General features: G+C 70.4%; 16 protein-coding genes. 3 read left to right on the plus strand and 13 right to left on the minus strand.

Annotated elements, in window-relative coordinates; all coding sequences use genetic code 11:
• Positions 1-13 precede the first annotated feature (13 nt).
• Genes zwf through pgl form a run of 3 tightly spaced genes read left to right on the plus strand, consistent with a single transcriptional unit; the run spans position 14 to position 3281 of the window.
• Complete coding sequence (gene zwf / locus FHX33_RS06500; protein ID WP_021764729.1) at positions 14-1555, plus strand: glucose-6-phosphate dehydrogenase; 1542 nt, start codon at positions 14-16, stop codon at positions 1553-1555.
• The gene (locus FHX33_RS06505; protein WP_021764730.1) at positions 1552-2514 is read left to right on the plus strand and encodes a glucose-6-phosphate dehydrogenase assembly protein OpcA; all 963 of its coding nucleotides are present in this window, start codon (positions 1552-1554) and stop codon (positions 2512-2514) included. The genes zwf and FHX33_RS06505 overlap by 4 nt, the downstream gene beginning before the upstream one ends.
• Entirely contained in the window at positions 2511-3281 is a 771-nt protein-coding gene (pgl, locus tag FHX33_RS06510) for a 6-phosphogluconolactonase (RefSeq protein ID WP_021764731.1), read from the plus strand. The genes FHX33_RS06505 and pgl overlap by 4 nt, the downstream gene beginning before the upstream one ends.
• Positions 3282-3439: 158 nt before the next feature.
• Here the strand turns inward: pgl and FHX33_RS06515 are convergent, their stop codons facing one another.
• The 13 genes from FHX33_RS06515 to uvrC all read right to left on the minus strand — a co-directional run bounded on the left by FHX33_RS06515 (position 3440) and on the right by uvrC (position 16145).
• Positions 3440-3805 carry an RNA polymerase-binding protein RbpA gene (locus FHX33_RS06515; RefSeq protein ID WP_021764732.1) on the minus strand — a complete coding sequence of 122 codons (366 nt, stop codon included), beginning with the start codon at positions 3803-3805 and terminating at the stop codon, positions 3440-3442.
• A 26-nt stretch (positions 3806-3831) separates the two neighbouring features.
• Complete coding sequence (gene secG, locus FHX33_RS06520; RefSeq protein WP_021764733.1) at positions 3832-4077, minus strand: preprotein translocase subunit SecG; 246 nt, start codon at positions 4075-4077, stop codon at positions 3832-3834.
• A 90-nt stretch (positions 4078-4167) separates the two neighbouring features.
• Positions 4168-4971, minus strand: coding sequence for a triose-phosphate isomerase (gene tpiA / locus FHX33_RS06525; RefSeq protein WP_021764734.1), 804 nt, complete (start codon positions 4969-4971; stop codon positions 4168-4170).
• Positions 4959-6176, minus strand: coding sequence for a phosphoglycerate kinase (locus FHX33_RS06530; protein WP_021764735.1), 1218 nt, complete (start codon positions 6174-6176; stop codon positions 4959-4961). The genes tpiA and FHX33_RS06530 overlap by 13 nt, the downstream gene beginning before the upstream one ends.
• Positions 6177-6191: 15 nt before the next feature.
• The gene (gap, locus tag FHX33_RS06535) at positions 6192-7196 is read right to left on the minus strand and encodes a type I glyceraldehyde-3-phosphate dehydrogenase (protein ID WP_021764736.1); all 1005 of its coding nucleotides are present in this window, start codon (positions 7194-7196) and stop codon (positions 6192-6194) included.
• A gap of 102 nt (positions 7197-7298) precedes the next feature.
• Complete coding sequence (locus tag FHX33_RS06540; RefSeq protein ID WP_021764737.1) at positions 7299-7925, minus strand: superoxide dismutase; 627 nt, start codon at positions 7923-7925, stop codon at positions 7299-7301.
• Positions 7926-8050: 125 nt separating this feature from the next.
• Positions 8051-9031 carry a DNA-binding protein WhiA gene (gene whiA / locus FHX33_RS06545; RefSeq protein WP_179702058.1) on the minus strand — a complete coding sequence of 327 codons (981 nt, stop codon included), beginning with the start codon at positions 9029-9031 and terminating at the stop codon, positions 8051-8053.
• Positions 9032-9089: 58 nt separating this feature from the next.
• Complete coding sequence (gene rapZ / locus FHX33_RS06550; protein ID WP_021764721.1) at positions 9090-9965, minus strand: RNase adapter RapZ; 876 nt, start codon at positions 9963-9965, stop codon at positions 9090-9092.
• 34 nt (positions 9966-9999) lie between these two features.
• Positions 10000-11310 (minus strand): acyltransferase family protein, encoded by a 1311-nt coding sequence (locus FHX33_RS06555; RefSeq protein ID WP_183428283.1) that lies wholly within the window; start codon positions 11308-11310, stop codon positions 10000-10002.
• 146 nt (positions 11311-11456) lie between these two features.
• A complete protein-coding gene (locus FHX33_RS06560; RefSeq protein WP_021755903.1) occupies positions 11457-12128 on the minus strand; it encodes a response regulator in 672 nt (223 codons plus the stop codon).
• Positions 12125-13366 (minus strand): sensor histidine kinase, encoded by a 1242-nt coding sequence (locus tag FHX33_RS06565; RefSeq protein WP_246396877.1) that lies wholly within the window; start codon positions 13364-13366, stop codon positions 12125-12127. Before FHX33_RS06565 ends, FHX33_RS06560 begins: the two co-directional genes overlap by 4 nt.
• A complete protein-coding gene (locus FHX33_RS06570) occupies positions 13363-14043 on the minus strand; it encodes a DedA family protein (RefSeq protein ID WP_021758303.1) in 681 nt (226 codons plus the stop codon). Before FHX33_RS06570 ends, FHX33_RS06565 begins: the two co-directional genes overlap by 4 nt.
• A gap of 83 nt (positions 14044-14126) precedes the next feature.
• Entirely contained in the window at positions 14127-16145 is a 2019-nt protein-coding gene (uvrC, locus tag FHX33_RS06575) for an excinuclease ABC subunit UvrC (RefSeq protein ID WP_021758301.1), read from the minus strand.
• Positions 16146-16150: the final 5 nt, after the last annotated feature.

Below are 16150 nucleotides of genomic sequence, written 5' to 3' on the forward strand. Positions count from 1 at the left end.
ACCAAGGAGATCGATGTCCCCGGTGGAAATCACCCCGGAGTTCAACCCGTTGCGGTTGGCCTCCGATCGACGCCTCAACCGCATCGCCGGACCCAGCAGTCTCATCATCTTCGGTGTGACGGGAGACCTCTCCCGCAAGAAGCTGATGCCGGCCGTGTACGACCTCGCCAACCGCGGCCTCCTGCCGCCCGGGTTCTCGCTCGTCGGGTTCGCCCGGCGCGACTGGGAGGACCAGGACTTCGAGAAGGTCGTCCACGACGCGGTCAAGCAGTACGCCCGCACCCCGTTCGATGAGGACGTGTGGAAGCAGCTCGCGCAGGGCATCCGGTTCGTCCCCGGCGAGTTCGACGACGACGACGCGTTCGCGCGCCTGAAGGAGACCGTCGAGGAGCTGGACCGTGAGCGCGGAACGATGGGCAACCACGCGTTCTACCTCTCGATCCCGCCGAAGGCGTTCCCGATCGTGACCGAGCAGCTCAGCCGCTCGGGCCTGGCCGACCAGTCCGGCGACGGCTGGCGCCGCGTCGTGATCGAGAAGCCGTTCGGGCACGACCTGCAGTCGGCGCGCGAGCTGAACGCGGTCGTCGAGTCGGTCTTCCCGCCCGACTCGGTGTTCCGGATCGACCACTACCTCGGCAAGGAGACGGTCCAGAACATCTTGGCGCTGCGCTTCGCGAACGAGCTGTACGAGCCGATCTGGAACGCCAATTACGTCGACCACGTGCAGATCACCATGGCCGAGGACATCGGCGTGGGCGGCCGCGCCGGCTACTACGACGGGATCGGCGCCGCCCGCGACGTCATCCAGAACCACCTGCTCCAGCTCCTCGCCCTCACGGCGATGGAGGAGCCCATCTCCTTCGACGCCGCGGACCTCCGCGCCGAGAAGGAGAAGGTGCTCGCCGCGGTGCGGCTGCCCCAGGACCTCGCCACGGCGACGGCCCGCGGGCAGTACTCCAGCGGCTGGCAGGGCGGCGAGAAGGTCGTCGGCTTCCTGGACGAGGACGGGATGAACCCCGAGTCGACCACGGAGACCTACGCGGCCATCAAGCTCGACATCGGCACGCGCCGGTGGGCGGGCGTGCCGTTCTACCTCCGCGCGGGCAAGCGCCTCGGCCGCCGCGTCACCGAGATCGCCGTGGTCTTCAAGCGCGCTCCGCAGCAGCTGTTCGCGGAGTCGCAGACCTCGGCGCTCGGCCAGAACGCGCTCGTCATCCGCGTCCAGCCGGACGAGGGCGTGACGATCCGCTTCGGCTCGAAGGTGCCCGGCGCCGGCATGCAGGTGCGCGACGTGAGCATGGACTTCGGCTACGGCCACGCCTTCACCGAGGCGAGCCCGGAGGCGTACGAGCGGCTCATCCTGGACGTGCTCCTCGGCGACCCGCCGCTGTTCCCCCGTCACGAAGAGGTCGAGCTCTCCTGGAAGATCCTCGACCCGATCGAGCAGTTCTGGGAGACCCAGGGCCAGCCCGAACAGTACCGCCCCGGCACCTGGGGCCCGAAGTCCGCCGACGAGCTCCTCGCCCGCGACGGCCGCGTCTGGAGGCGCCCATGATCGTCGATCTGCCCGACACCACCGTCAGCAACATCTCCAAGACGCTGGTGAAGATCCGCGAGGAGGGCGGCGCCGTCGCCCTCGGCCGCGTGCTGACCCTCATCATCGCCACCCACCTTGGCCAGGAGGAGGAGGCCATCGAGGCCGCCAACGACGCCTCCCGCGAGCACCCGATGCGCGTCATCGTGGTCTCGACCGAGGAGGAGCGCAGCCACAACGGTGAGGGCCGTCTCGACGCCCAGATCCGCGTCGGCGGCGACGCCGGCGCGAGCGAGGTCATCGTGCTGCGCGCCTACGGCGAGACGGCGAGCGACGAGGAGGGACTGGTCACCGGCCTGCTCCTCCCCGACGCCCCCGTCGTGGTGTGGTGGCCGGGCATCGCTCCGGCGAAGGTGTCCCACTCCCCGCTCGGCCGCATCGCGACCTGCCGCATCACGGACGCGTCCGCGCAGCCGAACCCGCAGGAGGCGCTGTACCACCTGGCCGAGACGTACGCGCCGGGCGACACCGACTTCGCCTGGACGCGCCTCACCCTGTGGCGCGCCCAGCTCGCGGCGGTGCTCGACCAGCCGCCGTACGAGCCGATCACGTCGGTGGAGGTCGCCGGTGCGGCGGACTCCCCCAGCACCCTCCTCCTCGCCGCGTGGCTGCGCCTGCAGCTGCAGGTGCCCGTGCAGTACGACCTCGCCTCGCGCGCGGTCGGCTCGGGCGGCATCCACGGCGTCCGCATGGAGCGTGCCTCCGGCACGATCGAGCTGGAGCGCGAGGTGCCGAACGTGGCGCGTCTCTCCCAGCCCGGTCAGCCGTCGCACGATCTGGCCCTCCCGCGCCGCAGCCTCCGCGATTGCCTCGCGGAGGAATTGCGTAGGCTGGACCCGGACGACCTCTACGGCGAGGTGATCACCCAGGGTCTCGGACTGCTCGAGACCTCTGACGAAGGAGCGGGCGCGCACGCATGACGAATGAACGGCGGGTGCTGGTGCACCCCGACAAGGAGGCCCTCACGGCTTCGGTGGCCGCACGGTTCCTGACCAAGACCATCGACATCCTCGACGACCTCGACGGGGCGAACATCGCACTCACCGGCGGGACCATGGGCATCGCGGTGCTGGAGGCGGTCAACGCCTCCCCCGCCCGCGACACCATCGACTGGTCGAAGGTCCACTTCTGGTGGGGCGACGAGCGGTTCGTCGAGAAGTCCAGCGCCGACCGGAACGAGCGCCAGGCCCGTGAGGCCCTGCTCGACCACATCGCGGTGCCGCCGGAGAACATCCACCCGTTCCCGGCGTCCGACGAGATCGCCGATCTCGACGAGGCTGCGCGCGTCTACGCGGCCGAGCTCGAGGCGTTCGCGTCGGAGGGGCTCGAGTTCCCGCGGTTCGACATCATGTTCCTCGGTGTCGGGCCGGACGGGCACATCGCGTCCCTGTTCCCCGACCGTGCGGGCATCCGCGAGACGGAGGCCACGGTGATCGCCGAGCGCGAGTCGCCGAAGCCGCCGCCGGAGCGGCTCAGCCTCACGCGCCCGGTGATCAACGCATCGGACCGCATCTGGCTGGTCCTGTCGGGCACGGACAAGGCGAGCGCCCTGGGCCTCGCCCTGGCGGGTGCGAGCTACACCGAGGTCCCGGTCGCCGGGGCCAAGGGCCGCAAGCGCACCGTGTTCTTCGTGGACAAGGATGCCGCCGTCGACGTTCCCGAGAACCTCATCGCGCCGAGCTACTGACGCCACAGCACTGACGCGACAGCACTGCCGCGACACCACCTGGCCCCGCCGGTCACGACCGGCGGGGCTTCGTCGTATCCGGTGGCGAGGCGCGCGCTTCCGGGCATGCAGAAGGGCCGCTCACGAGATCGTGAGCGGCCCTTCTGCGACGCGCTGCGTCAGTTACTGGTGGGCTTGCCGCGCCGGGTGCGGAGCTGGTTGAGGGCGTCCTCGAGCAGCTGCTCCGCCTCCTCCTCCGAGCGACGCTCCTTCACATAGGCGAGGTGCGTCTTGTACGGCTCGGCCTTGGCGACCGACGGCGGGTTCTCCTTGTCGCGGCCGGCGGGGAGCCCGCTGGACGGGGAGTCGATCGTCTCGGGGATCTCCTCTTCGGGCAGGTTCGCCGCGAAGTAGCGGACGGTCTCGTTGCCGAGAGCGTCCCAGTACGAGACGGCGATGCGGTCCGCGTGGAAACCGCGGTCCTGCTCGCCTATCGGGCCGGCGCCGACGCGCGACCCACGAATTGCACTTCCTCCGGAAGCCATGGTTCTCCTCTGATGAAGAGCGCTGACTAAGCGCTGAACTTGGTGATCAGCCCGAGCACGACGATGCAGGTGATCCAAATGATCCCGAGAACGACCGTGATCCGGTTGAGGTTGCGCTCAGCCACGCCCGAGGCGCCGAGGTTCGAGGTGACGCCGCCGCCGAACATGTCGGAGAGACCGCCGCCGCGCCCCTTGTGCAAGAGGATGAGCAGGGTCAGCAGGAGGCTGGTGATGCCCAGCAGCACCTGCAGGACGACCTGGAGAATCTGCACGAGTTACCTTTCGCGTAACAACACCCGGGAGAATGCCCGGGGAAAGCCAACGACCAGTATATCCGGACGGGCCGAGAACCGCGGAACGCGTCAGATACCGACGTGCTTCTGGTAGCGGATGATGCTCGAGAACTCCGCGACGTCGAGGCTCGCGCCGCCGACGAGCGCGCCGTCGACGTTCGGCTCGCGCATGAACGCGGCGATGTTGCTCGACTTCACCGATCCGCCGTAGAGGATGCGCGTCTTGGCCGCGACGTCCTCGCCGAGGAGCTCGACGATGACGGCGCGCAGCGCGGCCGCGACCTGCTCGGCCTGCTCGGGCGTCGCCGCCTGACCGGAGCCGATCGCCCACACGGGCTCGTACGCGATGACGAAGTCCGCCGCCGAGTCGACCTGCGCGAGGGCGGCACGGAGCTGCGCGACCGGCACGGCGCTGGCGCCGTGGACCTCGAGGTCCTCCGCGGTCTCGCCGACGCAGATGATCGGCGCGATGTTGTGCGCGATCGCCTGGGCCGTCTTGGCGGCGACCTGCTCGTCGGTCTCACCGTGGAGCGTGCGACGCTCCGAGTGGCCGATGATGACGTAGCGGCACTCGAGCGCGGCGAGGAACGCCGCCGAGATCTCGCCGGTGTATGCACCGGAGACGTGCTCCGAGACGTCCTGGCCGCCGAAGGCGATCGGGAGCTTGTCGGCCGACACGAGGGTCTGCACGCTGCGCAGGTCGGTGAACGGCGGGAAGACCGCCGCCTCGACGGCGGAGAAGTCGTGGCCCGCATCCTTCAGGGTCCACGCGAGCTTCTGCACGACCGCGATCGCCTGGAGGTGGTCCAGGTTCATCTTCCAGTTGCCGGCGATGAGCGGGACGCGCCGCACCGAGGGGCTCACTGCTGCCATCCGAGGACCTCCAGACCCGGGAGGCGCTTGCCCTCGAGGAACTCGAGGCTCGCTCCGCCGCCCGTAGAAATGTGACCGAACTGGTCATCCGAGAAGCCGAGCGCGCGGACCGCGGCGGCCGAGTCGCCGCCGCCGACGACGCCGAGGCCGTCGACCTCGGTCAGCGCCTGCGCGACGGCCTTGGTGCCGGCCGCGAACGGGGCCAGCTCGAACACACCCATGGGGCCGTTCCAGAAGACGGTGCGCGCACCGCGGACGTACTCCGAGAACAACTCAGCGGTCTCGGGACCGATGTCGAGTCCGAGACCGGAGGAACCCCAGTCGGTGTCCTCGATGCCGTCGATCGGGCGCACGACGTGCTCCGCGTCGGCGCCGAACTTCGAGGCGACGACCACGTCGCGCGGGAGCACGATCTCGACGCCGCGCTCCTTCGCCGTGGCGAGGTAGCCCTTCACGGTCTCGATCTGGTCGGCCTCGAGCAGGCTCGAGCCCACCTTGTGGCCGAGAGCCGCGAGGAAGGTGAAGAGCATCCCGCCGCCGATGAGGAGCGAGTCCACGCGCGGCAGGAGGTGACCGATCACGCCGAGCTTGTCGGAGACCTTCGAGCCGCCGAGCACGACCGCATACGGTCGCTCGGGGTTCTCGGTCAGCCGGTCGAGCACGTCGAGCTCCGTCGCGATGAGGAAGCCGGCGGCGCTCGGGAGGGCCTGGGCGAGCTCGTAGACGCTCGCCTGCTTGCGGTGCACGACGCCGAAACCGTCGGAGACGAACGCGTCGCCGAAGGCGGCCAGCTTCGCAGCGAACGCCGAGCGCTCGCCCTCGTCCTTGCTGGTCTCCCCCGGGTTGAAGCGGAGGTTCTCGAGCAGGGCGACGTCGCCGTCGTTCAGACCGGCGACGGCGGCCTCGGCCCCGGCGCCGACGGTGTCCTGGGCGAAGGTCACCGGTGTGCCCAGCAGCTCGCTGAGCCGCTGGGCAACCGGTGCCAGGCTGTACTTCGCGTCGGGAGCCCCTTCAGGGCGCCCGAGGTGGGAGATGACGACCACCTTCGCGCCCTGATTGATCAGGGCGTTCAGGGTGGGAATCGACGCTCGCACACGGCCGTCGTCCGTGATCGAGCCGTCCTTCAGAGGGACGTTCAGATCACAGCGGACGACGACGCGCTTGCCGGCGAGCGAACCGAGTGAATCAAGGGTGCGGAGCGTCACGTCGGTTCCCTGGGGTTAGAGGCGCTCGGCCACGTACTCGGTCAGGTCGACGAGGCGGTTGGAGTAACCCCACTCGTTGTCGTACCAGCTCGAGAGCTTGACCTGGTCGCCGAGGACCCGCAGGAGGCCGGCGTCGAAGATCGACGAGTGCGGGTCGCTGACGATGTCGCTGGAGACGATCTCGTCCTCGGTGTACTTGAGGATGCCCTTGAGCTCGCCCTCGGCGGCCTCCTTGTAGGCGGCCTTGATCTCGTCGACGGTGACCGGGCGCGAGGCGGTGACGGTCAGGTCGGTGATCGAGCCGGTGGGCACCGGCACGCGCAGCGCGAAGCCGTCGAGCTTGCCCTTGAGCTCCGGGAGGACCAGGCCGATCGCCTTGGCGGCGCCGGTCGAGGTCGGGACGATGTTGATGGCGGCGGCGCGGGCGCGGCGGAGGTCGCTGTGCGGGCCGTCCTGGAGGTTCTGGTCGGCGGTGTACGCGTGGACCGTGGTCATGAGACCGCGCTCGATGCCGAACTTGTCGTTGAACACCTTGGCGAGCGGCGCGAGGCAGTTCGTGGTGCACGACGCGTTGGAGATGATGTTGTGCGCGGCGGGGTCGTACAGGTGCTCGTTGACACCCATGACGAACGTGGCGTCCTCATCGGTCGCCGGAGCGGAGATGATGACCTTCTTGGCGCCGGCCTCGATGTGCTTCTTGGCGTCGGCGGCCTTGGTGAAGCGGCCGGTCGACTCGATGACGATGTCGACGCCCAGGTCGCCCCAGCCGAGGTTGGCGGGGTCGCGCTCCGCGAGGACCTTGATGGGCTTGCCGTTGACGACGATGTTGTCGCCGTCGAGCTCCACCGTGGCGTCCAGGCGGCCCGTGATCGAGTCGTACTTGAGCAGGTGTGCGAGCGTCTTGTTGTCGGTGAGGTCGTTCACCGCGACGATCTCGAGGTCGCTGCCCTTCGCGAGGGCCGCGCGCAGGTAGTTGCGACCAATGCGACCGAACCCGTTGATTCCGATCTTTACGGACACAGATGTCTCCAGTTACTTGATGGGCGCCCGACGGCGCTGATGTGGGTGGGTGAAGCGGACGGCGGCGTCCCGGGAGGTGTCCTCCCGGGACGCCTCGCCTGATTAAGACAGTAGCAGCAGGCCCGAGGTCTTTTCGCGCGCCTTCACGAAGCGCTCCTGGACGTCGGCCCAGTTGGTGATGTTCCAGAACGCCTTGACGTAGTCGGCCTTGACGTTGACGTAGTCGAGGTAGAACGCGTGCTCCCACATGTCGAGCAGGAGGAGCGGCACGGTCGCCGCGGCGAGGTTGCCCTGGTGGTCGTAGAGCTGCTCGATGATGAGCTTCTGACCGAGCGAGTCCCAGGCGAGGATCGACCAGCCGGAGCCCTGGATGCCGAGCGCCGACGCGGTGAAGTGGGCGCGGAACTTGTCGAAGGAGCCGAAGAACTCGTCGATCGCGGAGGCGAGCTCCCCGGTCGGCTTGTCACCGCCGTCCGGAGACAGGTTGTTCCAGAACACCGTGTGGTTGACGTGTCCGGCCAGGTTGAACGCGAGGTCCTTCTGGAGCTTGTTCACGTTGCCCAGGTCGTCCGCGTCGCGGGCCTCGGCCAGCTTGACGAGGGCGGTGTTCGCACCGTCGACGTACGCCTTGTGGTGCTTGTCGTGGTGCAGCTCCATGATCCGACCGCTGATGTTCGGTTCCAGCGCCGAGTAGTCGTACGGAAGGTCTGCGAGCGTGTAGTCAGCCATTACTCATCTCCTCAGGTGTGTCCCGGCGCGAATGATCCGCCGGGAGCGGGCGACTTTTCCAGTCTAGTGACGGCAACCCCGGCGGCGTCCGGATGCTTCCCGGTCTACGCCGTACGCCACGGAACCTACACCTCGTCGAGGTCCGCCGGGAGGTTCGCGTCGGTTCCGGGGATGCCGAGGTCGGAGGCGCGCTTGTCCGCCATCGCCAGGAGGCGGCGGATGCGGCCGGCGACGGCGTCCTTCGTCATGGGCGGGTCGGCGTGGTGGCCGAGCTCGTCGAGGCTCGCGTCGCGCTGCGAGAGGCGCAGCTCGCCGGCGTAGCGCAGGTGCTCGGGCACGTCGTCGCCGAGGATCTCGAGCGCGCGCTCGACGCGGGCGCAGGCGGCGACGGCGGCCTGTGCGGACCGGCGCAGGTTCGCGTCGTCGAAGTTCACCAGGCGGTTCGCGGTCGCCCGCACCTCCCGGCGCTGCCGCAGCTCCTCCCAGTTGGCGACGGTCTGGGCCGCACCCATCTGGACGAGCATGGCGCTGATGGCCTCGCCGTCGCGGATGACGACGCGGTGCACGCCCCGGACCTCGCGGGCCTTGGCGGCCACGCCGAGCCGGCCGGCGGCGCCGACGAGTGCCATCGCGGCCTCGTTGCCGGGGCAGGTCACCTCGAGGGCGGCCGAGCGTCCCGGGTCGGTGAGCGAGCCGTGCGCGAGGAACGCCCCGCGCCAGACGGCCGCGAGCTCGTCGCGCGAGCCGGTGGTGAGACGGTTCGGGAGACCGCGGATCGGCCGGCGGCGGGCGTCGAGCAGTCCCGTCTGGCGGGCGAGCGTCTCGCCGCCGTCGAGCACGCGGACCAGGTACTGCGGGCTCCGGCGGATGCCGGACGCCGAGATGACGGATCCTTCACTGCGAACGCCGTACAGCTCCGCGAGGTCCTTCCGCACGCGCGTGGCGAGCTCCGGGGTGTCGAGCTCGCTCTCCACCGCGATGCGGCCGCCGATGAGGTGCAGCCCCCCGGAGAAGCGGAGGATGGTGGCGAGCTCGGCGGCGCGGACGGTCGTCTTGCTGACCTGCACCTTCGTGAGCTCGTCCTTGACGTCGGCAGTGAGAGCCAATCGGATTCCTAACTGTTGAGCGACGGCGTGGATGGCGCCGTGAAGCGGTCGACCGGCGTCATTCACGGCCGAGGTCGCGGTGTTTGGTGTTCACCGCGAGACCCGGGAAATTGCGCAACCGTGCCGCGAGCTCTTCCGCAATCGCGACGGACCGGTGCTTCCCTCCCGTGCAGCCTATCGCGATCGTGGCGTGTCGTTTGTTCTCACGCTGGTAACCCTCGAAGATCGGGCGGAGCGCGGTGACGTAGGCGGAGATGAATTCTTCCGCGCCGTTCTGGGCGAGGACGTAGTCGCTGACGACCTCGTCGAGGCCCGTGTGCGGGCGCAGGTCCGGGATCCAGAACGGGTTCGGGAGGAACCGCGCGTCGGCGACGAGGTCGGCGTCCGGCGGCAGGCCGTACTTGAAGCCGAAGCTCAGGACCGTGACCTGGACGCCGGCCGTCCCTTCGGCGGCGAACGTCTCGGTGATGTTCATCGCCAGCTGGTGGATGTTGAGGTCGGAGGTGTCGACGATCAGGTCGCTCGCCTCGCGGATCTCGCGCAGTCGCGCGCGCTCGGCGCCGATGCCGTCGAGGATCGTGCCGTTGCCCTGGAGGGGGTGCGGTCGCCGCACCTGCTCGAAGCGGCGCACGAGCACCGCGTCGGCGGCCTCCAGGAACAGCACGCGCACCTTGGTGCCCTCGCGCAGGCTCTGGATCATCTCGCGCAGGTCGACGAAGAAGTTGCGGCCGCGCACATCCACCACCGCCGCGATGCGCGGAAGGCCGGATTCGGCGCGGTTCGCCAGCTCGATCAGGGGCCGCAGCATCTGCGGCGGGAGGTTGTCGACCACGTACCAATCGAGGTCTTCGAGCGCGTTGGCGACCGTCGAACGGCCCGCCCCCGACATGCCCGTGACGATCAGCACTTCCTGCTGCGCGGTGTCGGTGGCCACCTGTTCTCCTCCTTGCGATGCGTGTCCGCCCAGCCTACCGAGTGACGGCGCCCGGCATGTCCGAACTCCGCAGAATCCGCAGCGCCAGGAACGCCAGGCCGGCCGCGGCCACCCAGGAGGCGATGGAGGCACCCGCGAGGAGCACCAGGAGCACGCCGCCCGCACCGGCCGTGGCGGAGAGGAGCGCACGCGGAGATGCGCTCGGCGACGTCGACGGCGTCGCCGGGCGACCGGTCTCGAAGTGGCCCGCGACGGCCACCACGCCGGCGACCGCGATCAGCACGATCACGAGCCAGGCGGGCCGTGCGAGCCACCACGCGCCGCTCAGCGGCCGCGGCAGCTCGGCACCGGAGACGAGGAGCGCGCCGGCGAGGACGATCAGCACCGGCATGTGCCAGAGGTAGACGGTCATGGCGCGGGCGGAGACCCATCCCACCGCACGCTCGACGAGCGGGAGCCCGGCGACCGCTCGCAACGTAGGCGCGACCAGGCGGAAGACCGCGAGCTGTACGAGCGCCAGCAGGAGGAGCGCCGTGGTCGGCGGGTTGAGGTTGGCGAGCATGTCGAACGACCAGACTCCCGTCGAGCAGAGCAGCGCCAGCGCTCCCGCCGCCGCCACGGCGCCCGCGCCGAGCGTCCGGCGCCCGACACCGTCGAGCCGGCCGGAGGCGAGCCAGAACCCGAGCTGCTGAACGGCCAGCCAGACGAAGAGCAGGTTCGCGAAGCCGATCGCCGTCACGCCGGTCGATCCCCGGAGGACGTCGATCGCGATCGCGATCGCGGCGGGGAGCACCAGCCCGAGGAGGGGCGCGCGACGATGGAGCGCGACCAGCGGCGGCACGGCCGCCGTGCAGAGCACGTAGACGCCGAGGAACCAGAGCGGCTGGCTCATCCGGAACCCGGCCACGGCGACGAGGGACCCGGGGACGCCCGCGAGCGAGAGCACGCTCAGCATCACCGCGACCGCGACGAGCGCCGCGGCTGCAGGTGCGAACAGGCGGCGCATCCGCCCCGCCAGGTAGTCGCCATAGCCGGCACCGCGCTCGCGCATCCGCTCCCATTGGGTGTGCGCGGAGAATCCGCCGAGCAGGAAGAAGAGCGGCATGACCTGGACCACCCAGCTGAGGGCCGTGAACCCGGGCCATCCCTCCATCGCGTTCTCGAGGACAGGGCCGCTCGCTCCGACGCTCACACCGACCATCAGAGCGTGCAGCAGGACGACGACCACCAGGCAGACAGCGCGGGCGATGTCCACCGCGGGGTCGCGCCGGGCGGCTGTGCGCGTGACGGATCGCGCCGTGGAGGCGGTGCGCGGCGCTCGGCTGCTGACGAGGGACAGGGACATCGTGGCTCCTTCCGTGCGGCCCGGCGGGCCGACGGTCAGAGCGTCTCAACGGGGTTCCGGCGGCCGCGTCACCCCCGAGAGCCAACAGAGCCCCCTACCGGAGTAGGGGGCTCTGTTCGACTCAGGGCGCGACGCCGGGGCGCGACTCAGGGAGTCGGCTCCACGAGACCGGCGTCGAACGCGAGGATGACCGCCTGCACGCGGTCGCGCAGGCCGAGCTTCGCGAACACCCGGCTCACGTGCGTCTTCACGGTCTGCTCGGCGATGAAGAGCTCGGCGGCGATCTCGGCGTTGGAGAACCCCCGCCCGATCAGCACCAGGATCTCCCGCTCGCGCTCGGTCAAGTCGACCAGGCGCTGCGCCTTGGCTCCGCCGGCCGGTCGCAGCGAGCCGAACCGCTCCAGGAGCCGCTTGGTGACCCGCGGCGCCAGCAGGGCGTCACCGGCAGCGACCACGCGCACGGCCTGTACCAGGTCGGCGGGAGGCGCGTCCTTGAGCAGGAAACCGCTCGCACCGGCGCTGAGCGCGTCGTAGACGTACTCGTCCGCGTCGAAGGTCGTCAGCACGAGCACGAGCGGCCGGTGCGGGTCGCCCCGCGTGGGCCGCACGAGCTCCCGGGTGGCCTCGATGCCGTTCATGACGGGCATCCGGACGTCCATCAGCACCACGTCGGGCCGCAGGCGCCGGGCGAGCTCTACGGCCTCCGCGCCGTCCGCCGCCTGGCCGAGCACCTCGATGCCGTCCTGGGCGGCGAGGATCGCGGCGAACCCCGCCCGCACCATCGCCTGGTCGTCGACGACGAGCACACTGATCGTCATGAGTCCCCTCCCGGCGCGGCGACAGGCAGGATCGCGCGCACCCGGTAGCCGCCGTCGGCGCGACGCCCGGCCTCGAGGGAGCCGCCGAGTAGCTCGGCGCGCTCGCGCATGCCGCGGATGCCGTGGCCGCCGCTCTCGGGCGCGGGAGCCGACGCCGGCCGCCCCGGGGCCTGTTCGTTCTCGACCGTGACCACGAGACCCTCCGCCGTCCGCTCGATCACGACCTCGGCTCCTGCTCCGGTGGCGTGGCGCGCGATGTTGCTCAGCGACTCCTGCACGATGCGGTACACCGCGAGCGACACCACGGGCTCCAGCCGGGCAGCAGCGTCCGCATCCAGGCGGTCGTCGAGACGGACGGTCCCGCGGCGGCCGGCTCCCGTCACGAGGGCACGCACGTCCGCCACACCGGGCTGGGGAGCGGTCTCGACGGCGACGTCCTCGCTGCGGAGCACGCCCAGCAGCATCCGCATCTCCCCCATCGCACTGCGCGCCGTCGCCGCCAGCTCGTCGAACTCGGCCGCCGCCTCGTCCGACAGGTCCGGCAGGCGGTACCGCGCACTCGACGCCTGCACCTGGATGGCCGACATGCCGTGCGCGACCACGTCGTGGAGCTCCCGGGCGATCCGGGTGCGCTCCTCGGCGACCTCCCGCAGCGCCTGCTCGGAGGCGGAGATGCGCTGCTCCCGCAGCAACTGACGGCGCACGTCCTGCCAGCGGGACACGAGGAGGCCGCCGAGCAGGGCCGTCGCGGTCACCGCGGCGAACACGACGAGGTCGGCCGTGACCGCACCGGCGGTGGCCGGCGGGCGCAGGCCCGTCGAGCCGACGATCGTGACCGCGGCCACGGCGACGGCCCACACGGGCACAGCGGTCCGCCACGCGGACTGCGCCACCGCGATGGCGAGCGTCGCCGCGAGGGCGATGGTGGACGGCACAGCGACCGGCCACGGGCTGCCCGTGTCCGGCGAACCGAGCAGGGCGAGCAGGATGACCGCGGCGGCGGAGAGCGCCACGGCCGCGGCAGGGCGCACGACGGCGACGGGGATCGCACCGCCCAGCACGAGCGAGACCAGCAGCGCGACGATGACCGGCACGCCGTAGAGCGTGGCGGACAGCACCGACGAGACGACGAGGATCGCGACGGCGGCGGTCGTCGTGATGCCCCAGAGGAGCACCCGTGCACGGTCGAGGTGCAGCGCACCGGTCGACGGTGCGGCGGGGGTCGATGTGGTGGTCAACGGACGACCTCCTCTGCGTACGATACGGACGGTGCGGCGGCCAGGACCGCCGGCTCGGGAAGCGAATCCGCATCCCTCCGCTCCCGTCGCCGGGCGGCTCGGCGGAGGACCGCGTCGATGACGACACCTGTGGAGACGCCGAGCACGATGCCCACGATCATGGCCAGCAGGGCGTTGCCGCCCAGCCACTGCGCCGCGATCACCCCCACAGTAACCGAGTACACCGCCCACGAGGCGCCGGCCACGGACGACAACAGCAGGAACCGCCGCGCGGCGACGCCGGAGGCTCCGGCCATCAGATTGACCGCGACCCGGCCCACCGGCACGTAGCGCGCCGAGAGCACGAGGACGCCGGTCCGCTTGTGGATCCCGCTCCGCGCCCGTGCCAGGGCGGCGCTCATCCTCGGACCGCGGAGCAGCCGGATGCGCTCCAGCGGCACGCGCCTCCCGATGGCGTACGTCAGGTTGTCGCCGGCGATCGCTCCTGCCGCGGCGCACGCGATCACCAGCGCAAGGTTCGGGGTCCCGACGGCGACCGCCGCAGCCGCCGCGGCGATGACCACGGACTCGCTCGGGACCGGAGGGAAGAAAGCGTCCACCAGCACGACGGCGAACACGACCAGGTACACCCACGGGGACGCGGCCGCCTGGGCGATGAATTCGTTCACGGCATCCATACCGGCGACGCTACGGACGCACGGTGCGTCCCCGCGTCACCCGGTGGTACCTTCCGCCCCCTACCGGGGAGGGAGATCCGTGCTCAGCCGGCGTTGAGCCGATCGTGGATCGCGGTGGCGAGCGTCGGGCCCACCCCGCGCACCTCGGCGATCTGCTCCGGCGTCGCCTGCTTGAGCTGCGCCACCGATCCGAAGTGCTTCAGCAGCTCCTTGACGCGCGAGGGACCCAGTCCCGGGATCTCGCCCAGCACCGTCCCGATGTCGCGCTTGCGGCGTGCACGCTGGTACGTGATCGCGAATCGGTGGGCCTCGTCGCGGAGACGCTGGATGAGGAACAGGGCGTCGCTGTTGCGGGGCAGGATGACCGGGAAGTCCGAGTCGGGCAGCCAGATCTCCTCGAGTCGCTTGGCGATGCCGGCGAGCTGGATGCCCTGCACACCGGACTCCTCCAGGGCGCGCTGCGCCGCCGCCACCTGCGGCTGGCCGCCGTCGACGAGCAGCAGGTTCGGCGGATAGGAGAACTTGCGCCGGCGCTTCTCCGCGGCTTCCGCGAGCTCGGCATCCACGTCGATCGTGGGGTCGTCGCCGCCGTCGTCCGTCGGCGGGATAGCCGGCGACTCGGTCTCGGCAACCGGGACGTCGCCGGCCGGGACCTCGCCGCTCGGGTCCTCACGCAGATAGGCGAGCCGGCGGGTGATCACCTGGTAGATCGACTCCGTGTCGTCCGTCGACTCGGGGATGCTGAAGCGGCGGTACTGGTCCTTGCGCGGCAGGCCGTCCTCGAAGACCACCATCGACGCGACGATGTTCGTGCCGCTCAGGTGCGACACGTCGTAGCACTCCATCCGCAGGGGAGCCTCGTCCATCCCGAGGGCCTCCTGGATATCCGCGAGGGCCTTCGAGCGGGACACGAAGTCGGCGCTGCGGCGGGTCTTGTAGAGGACGAGCGCGTTCTTCGCGTTCATCTCCGCCGTCTGAGCGAGCGCCGCCTTCTCGCCGCGCTGGGCGGTGCGGAGCTCCACCCGGCCGCTGAGGCGGCCCCGGGTGGCGGTCGGGTCGCTGACGCTGCCACCGCTGGTCTCGTGCCGACGGGCCGTGAGCCACTGCTCGAGCTCGGTGGCGTCGTCCGGCAGCTCGGGCACGAGGATCTCGCGCGGTGGGACGTCCGCGCCCTCGTACGCGTTCTGCAGCACGGTCTCGACGAGCTCTCCGAGATCCATGTCGAGTTCCTTGTCGACCACCCAGCTGCGCACACCGCGGATGCGGCCGCCGCGCACGATGAACTGCTGCACCGCGGCTGCGAGCTCGTCGTGGGCGATGCCGAACGCGTCGAGATCGACGTTGTCGTGGAGGACGACGGCGCTCTTGCCCATCGCGGACTCGAGCGCCTGGATGGCGTCGCGGTGACGCGCCGCCGCCTCGTAATCCATTGTGCTCGCCGCGGTCTTCATCTGGTCCGTCAGCTCGCGGATGTATTTGGTGTCGTTGCCGGCCATGAAGGAGACGAAGTCCTCCGCGAGGCCGCGGTGGTCCTCCGGCGAGATCCGTCCGACGCACGGGGCCGCGCACTTGCCGATGTCGCCCAGGAGGCAGGGACGGCCCGTCAGCTCCGCCCTCCGGTACACGCCGTCGGAGCAGCTGCGCATGGGGAACGCCTTGAGCATCAGGTCGACCGTGTCGCGGATCGCCCAGACCTTCGTGTACGGGCCGAAGTAGCGCGCATCCTTCACACCGCGGTTGCGCGTGACCATCACCCGGGGGATGCGGTCGCCGAGGGTCACCGCGAGGTACGGGTACGACTTGTCGTCCCGGAACTGCACGTTGAACGGCGGGTTGAACTCCTTGATCCAGGTGTACTCCAGCTGGAGCGCCTCGAACTCGCTCGCCACCACGGTCCACTCGACCGAGGCGGCGGTCGTCACCATGCGGCGCGTGCGCTCGTGGAGGCTCCGGAGCGGCTGGAAGTAGTTGCTCAGCCGTGCGCGCAGGTTCTTCGCCTTGCCCACATAGAGCACGCGACGGTTCTTGTCGCGGAAGCGGTAGACGCCCGGTTGCGTCGGGATCTCGCCGGCCTTCGGCCGGTAGCTGACGGTGTCGGCCACGCGCG

The sequence above is a fragment of the Leifsonia aquatica genome, from assembly GCF_014190775.1.
GTDB classification, from domain to species: domain Bacteria; phylum Actinomycetota; class Actinomycetes; order Actinomycetales; family Microbacteriaceae; genus Leifsonia; species Leifsonia aquatica.

Coding starts and splice junctions, on each gene's coding strand:
- zwf (WP_021764729.1), top strand. CDS start 14: ATGTCCCCGGTGGAAATCACCCCGGAGTTCAACCCGTTGCGGTTGGCC.
- FHX33_RS06505 (WP_021764730.1), top strand. CDS start 1,552: ATGATCGTCGATCTGCCCGACACCACCGTCAGCAACATCTCCAAGACG.
- pgl (WP_021764731.1), top strand. CDS start 2,511: ATGACGAATGAACGGCGGGTGCTGGTGCACCCCGACAAGGAGGCCCTC.
- FHX33_RS06515 (WP_021764732.1), bottom strand. CDS start 3,805: ATGGCTTCCGGAGGAAGTGCAATTCGTGGGTCGCGCGTCGGCGCCGGC.
- tpiA (WP_021764734.1), bottom strand. CDS start 4,971: ATGGCAGCAGTGAGCCCCTCGGTGCGGCGCGTCCCGCTCATCGCCGGC.
- FHX33_RS06540 (WP_021764737.1), bottom strand. CDS start 7,925: ATGGCTGACTACACGCTCGCAGACCTTCCGTACGACTACTCGGCGCTG.
- FHX33_RS06555 (WP_183428283.1), bottom strand. CDS start 11,310: ATGTCCCTGTCCCTCGTCAGCAGCCGAGCGCCGCGCACCGCCTCCACG.
- FHX33_RS06560 (WP_021755903.1), bottom strand. CDS start 12,128: ATGACGATCAGTGTGCTCGTCGTCGACGACCAGGCGATGGTGCGGGCG.
- FHX33_RS06570 (WP_021758303.1), bottom strand. CDS start 14,043: ATGGATGCCGTGAACGAATTCATCGCCCAGGCGGCCGCGTCCCCGTGG.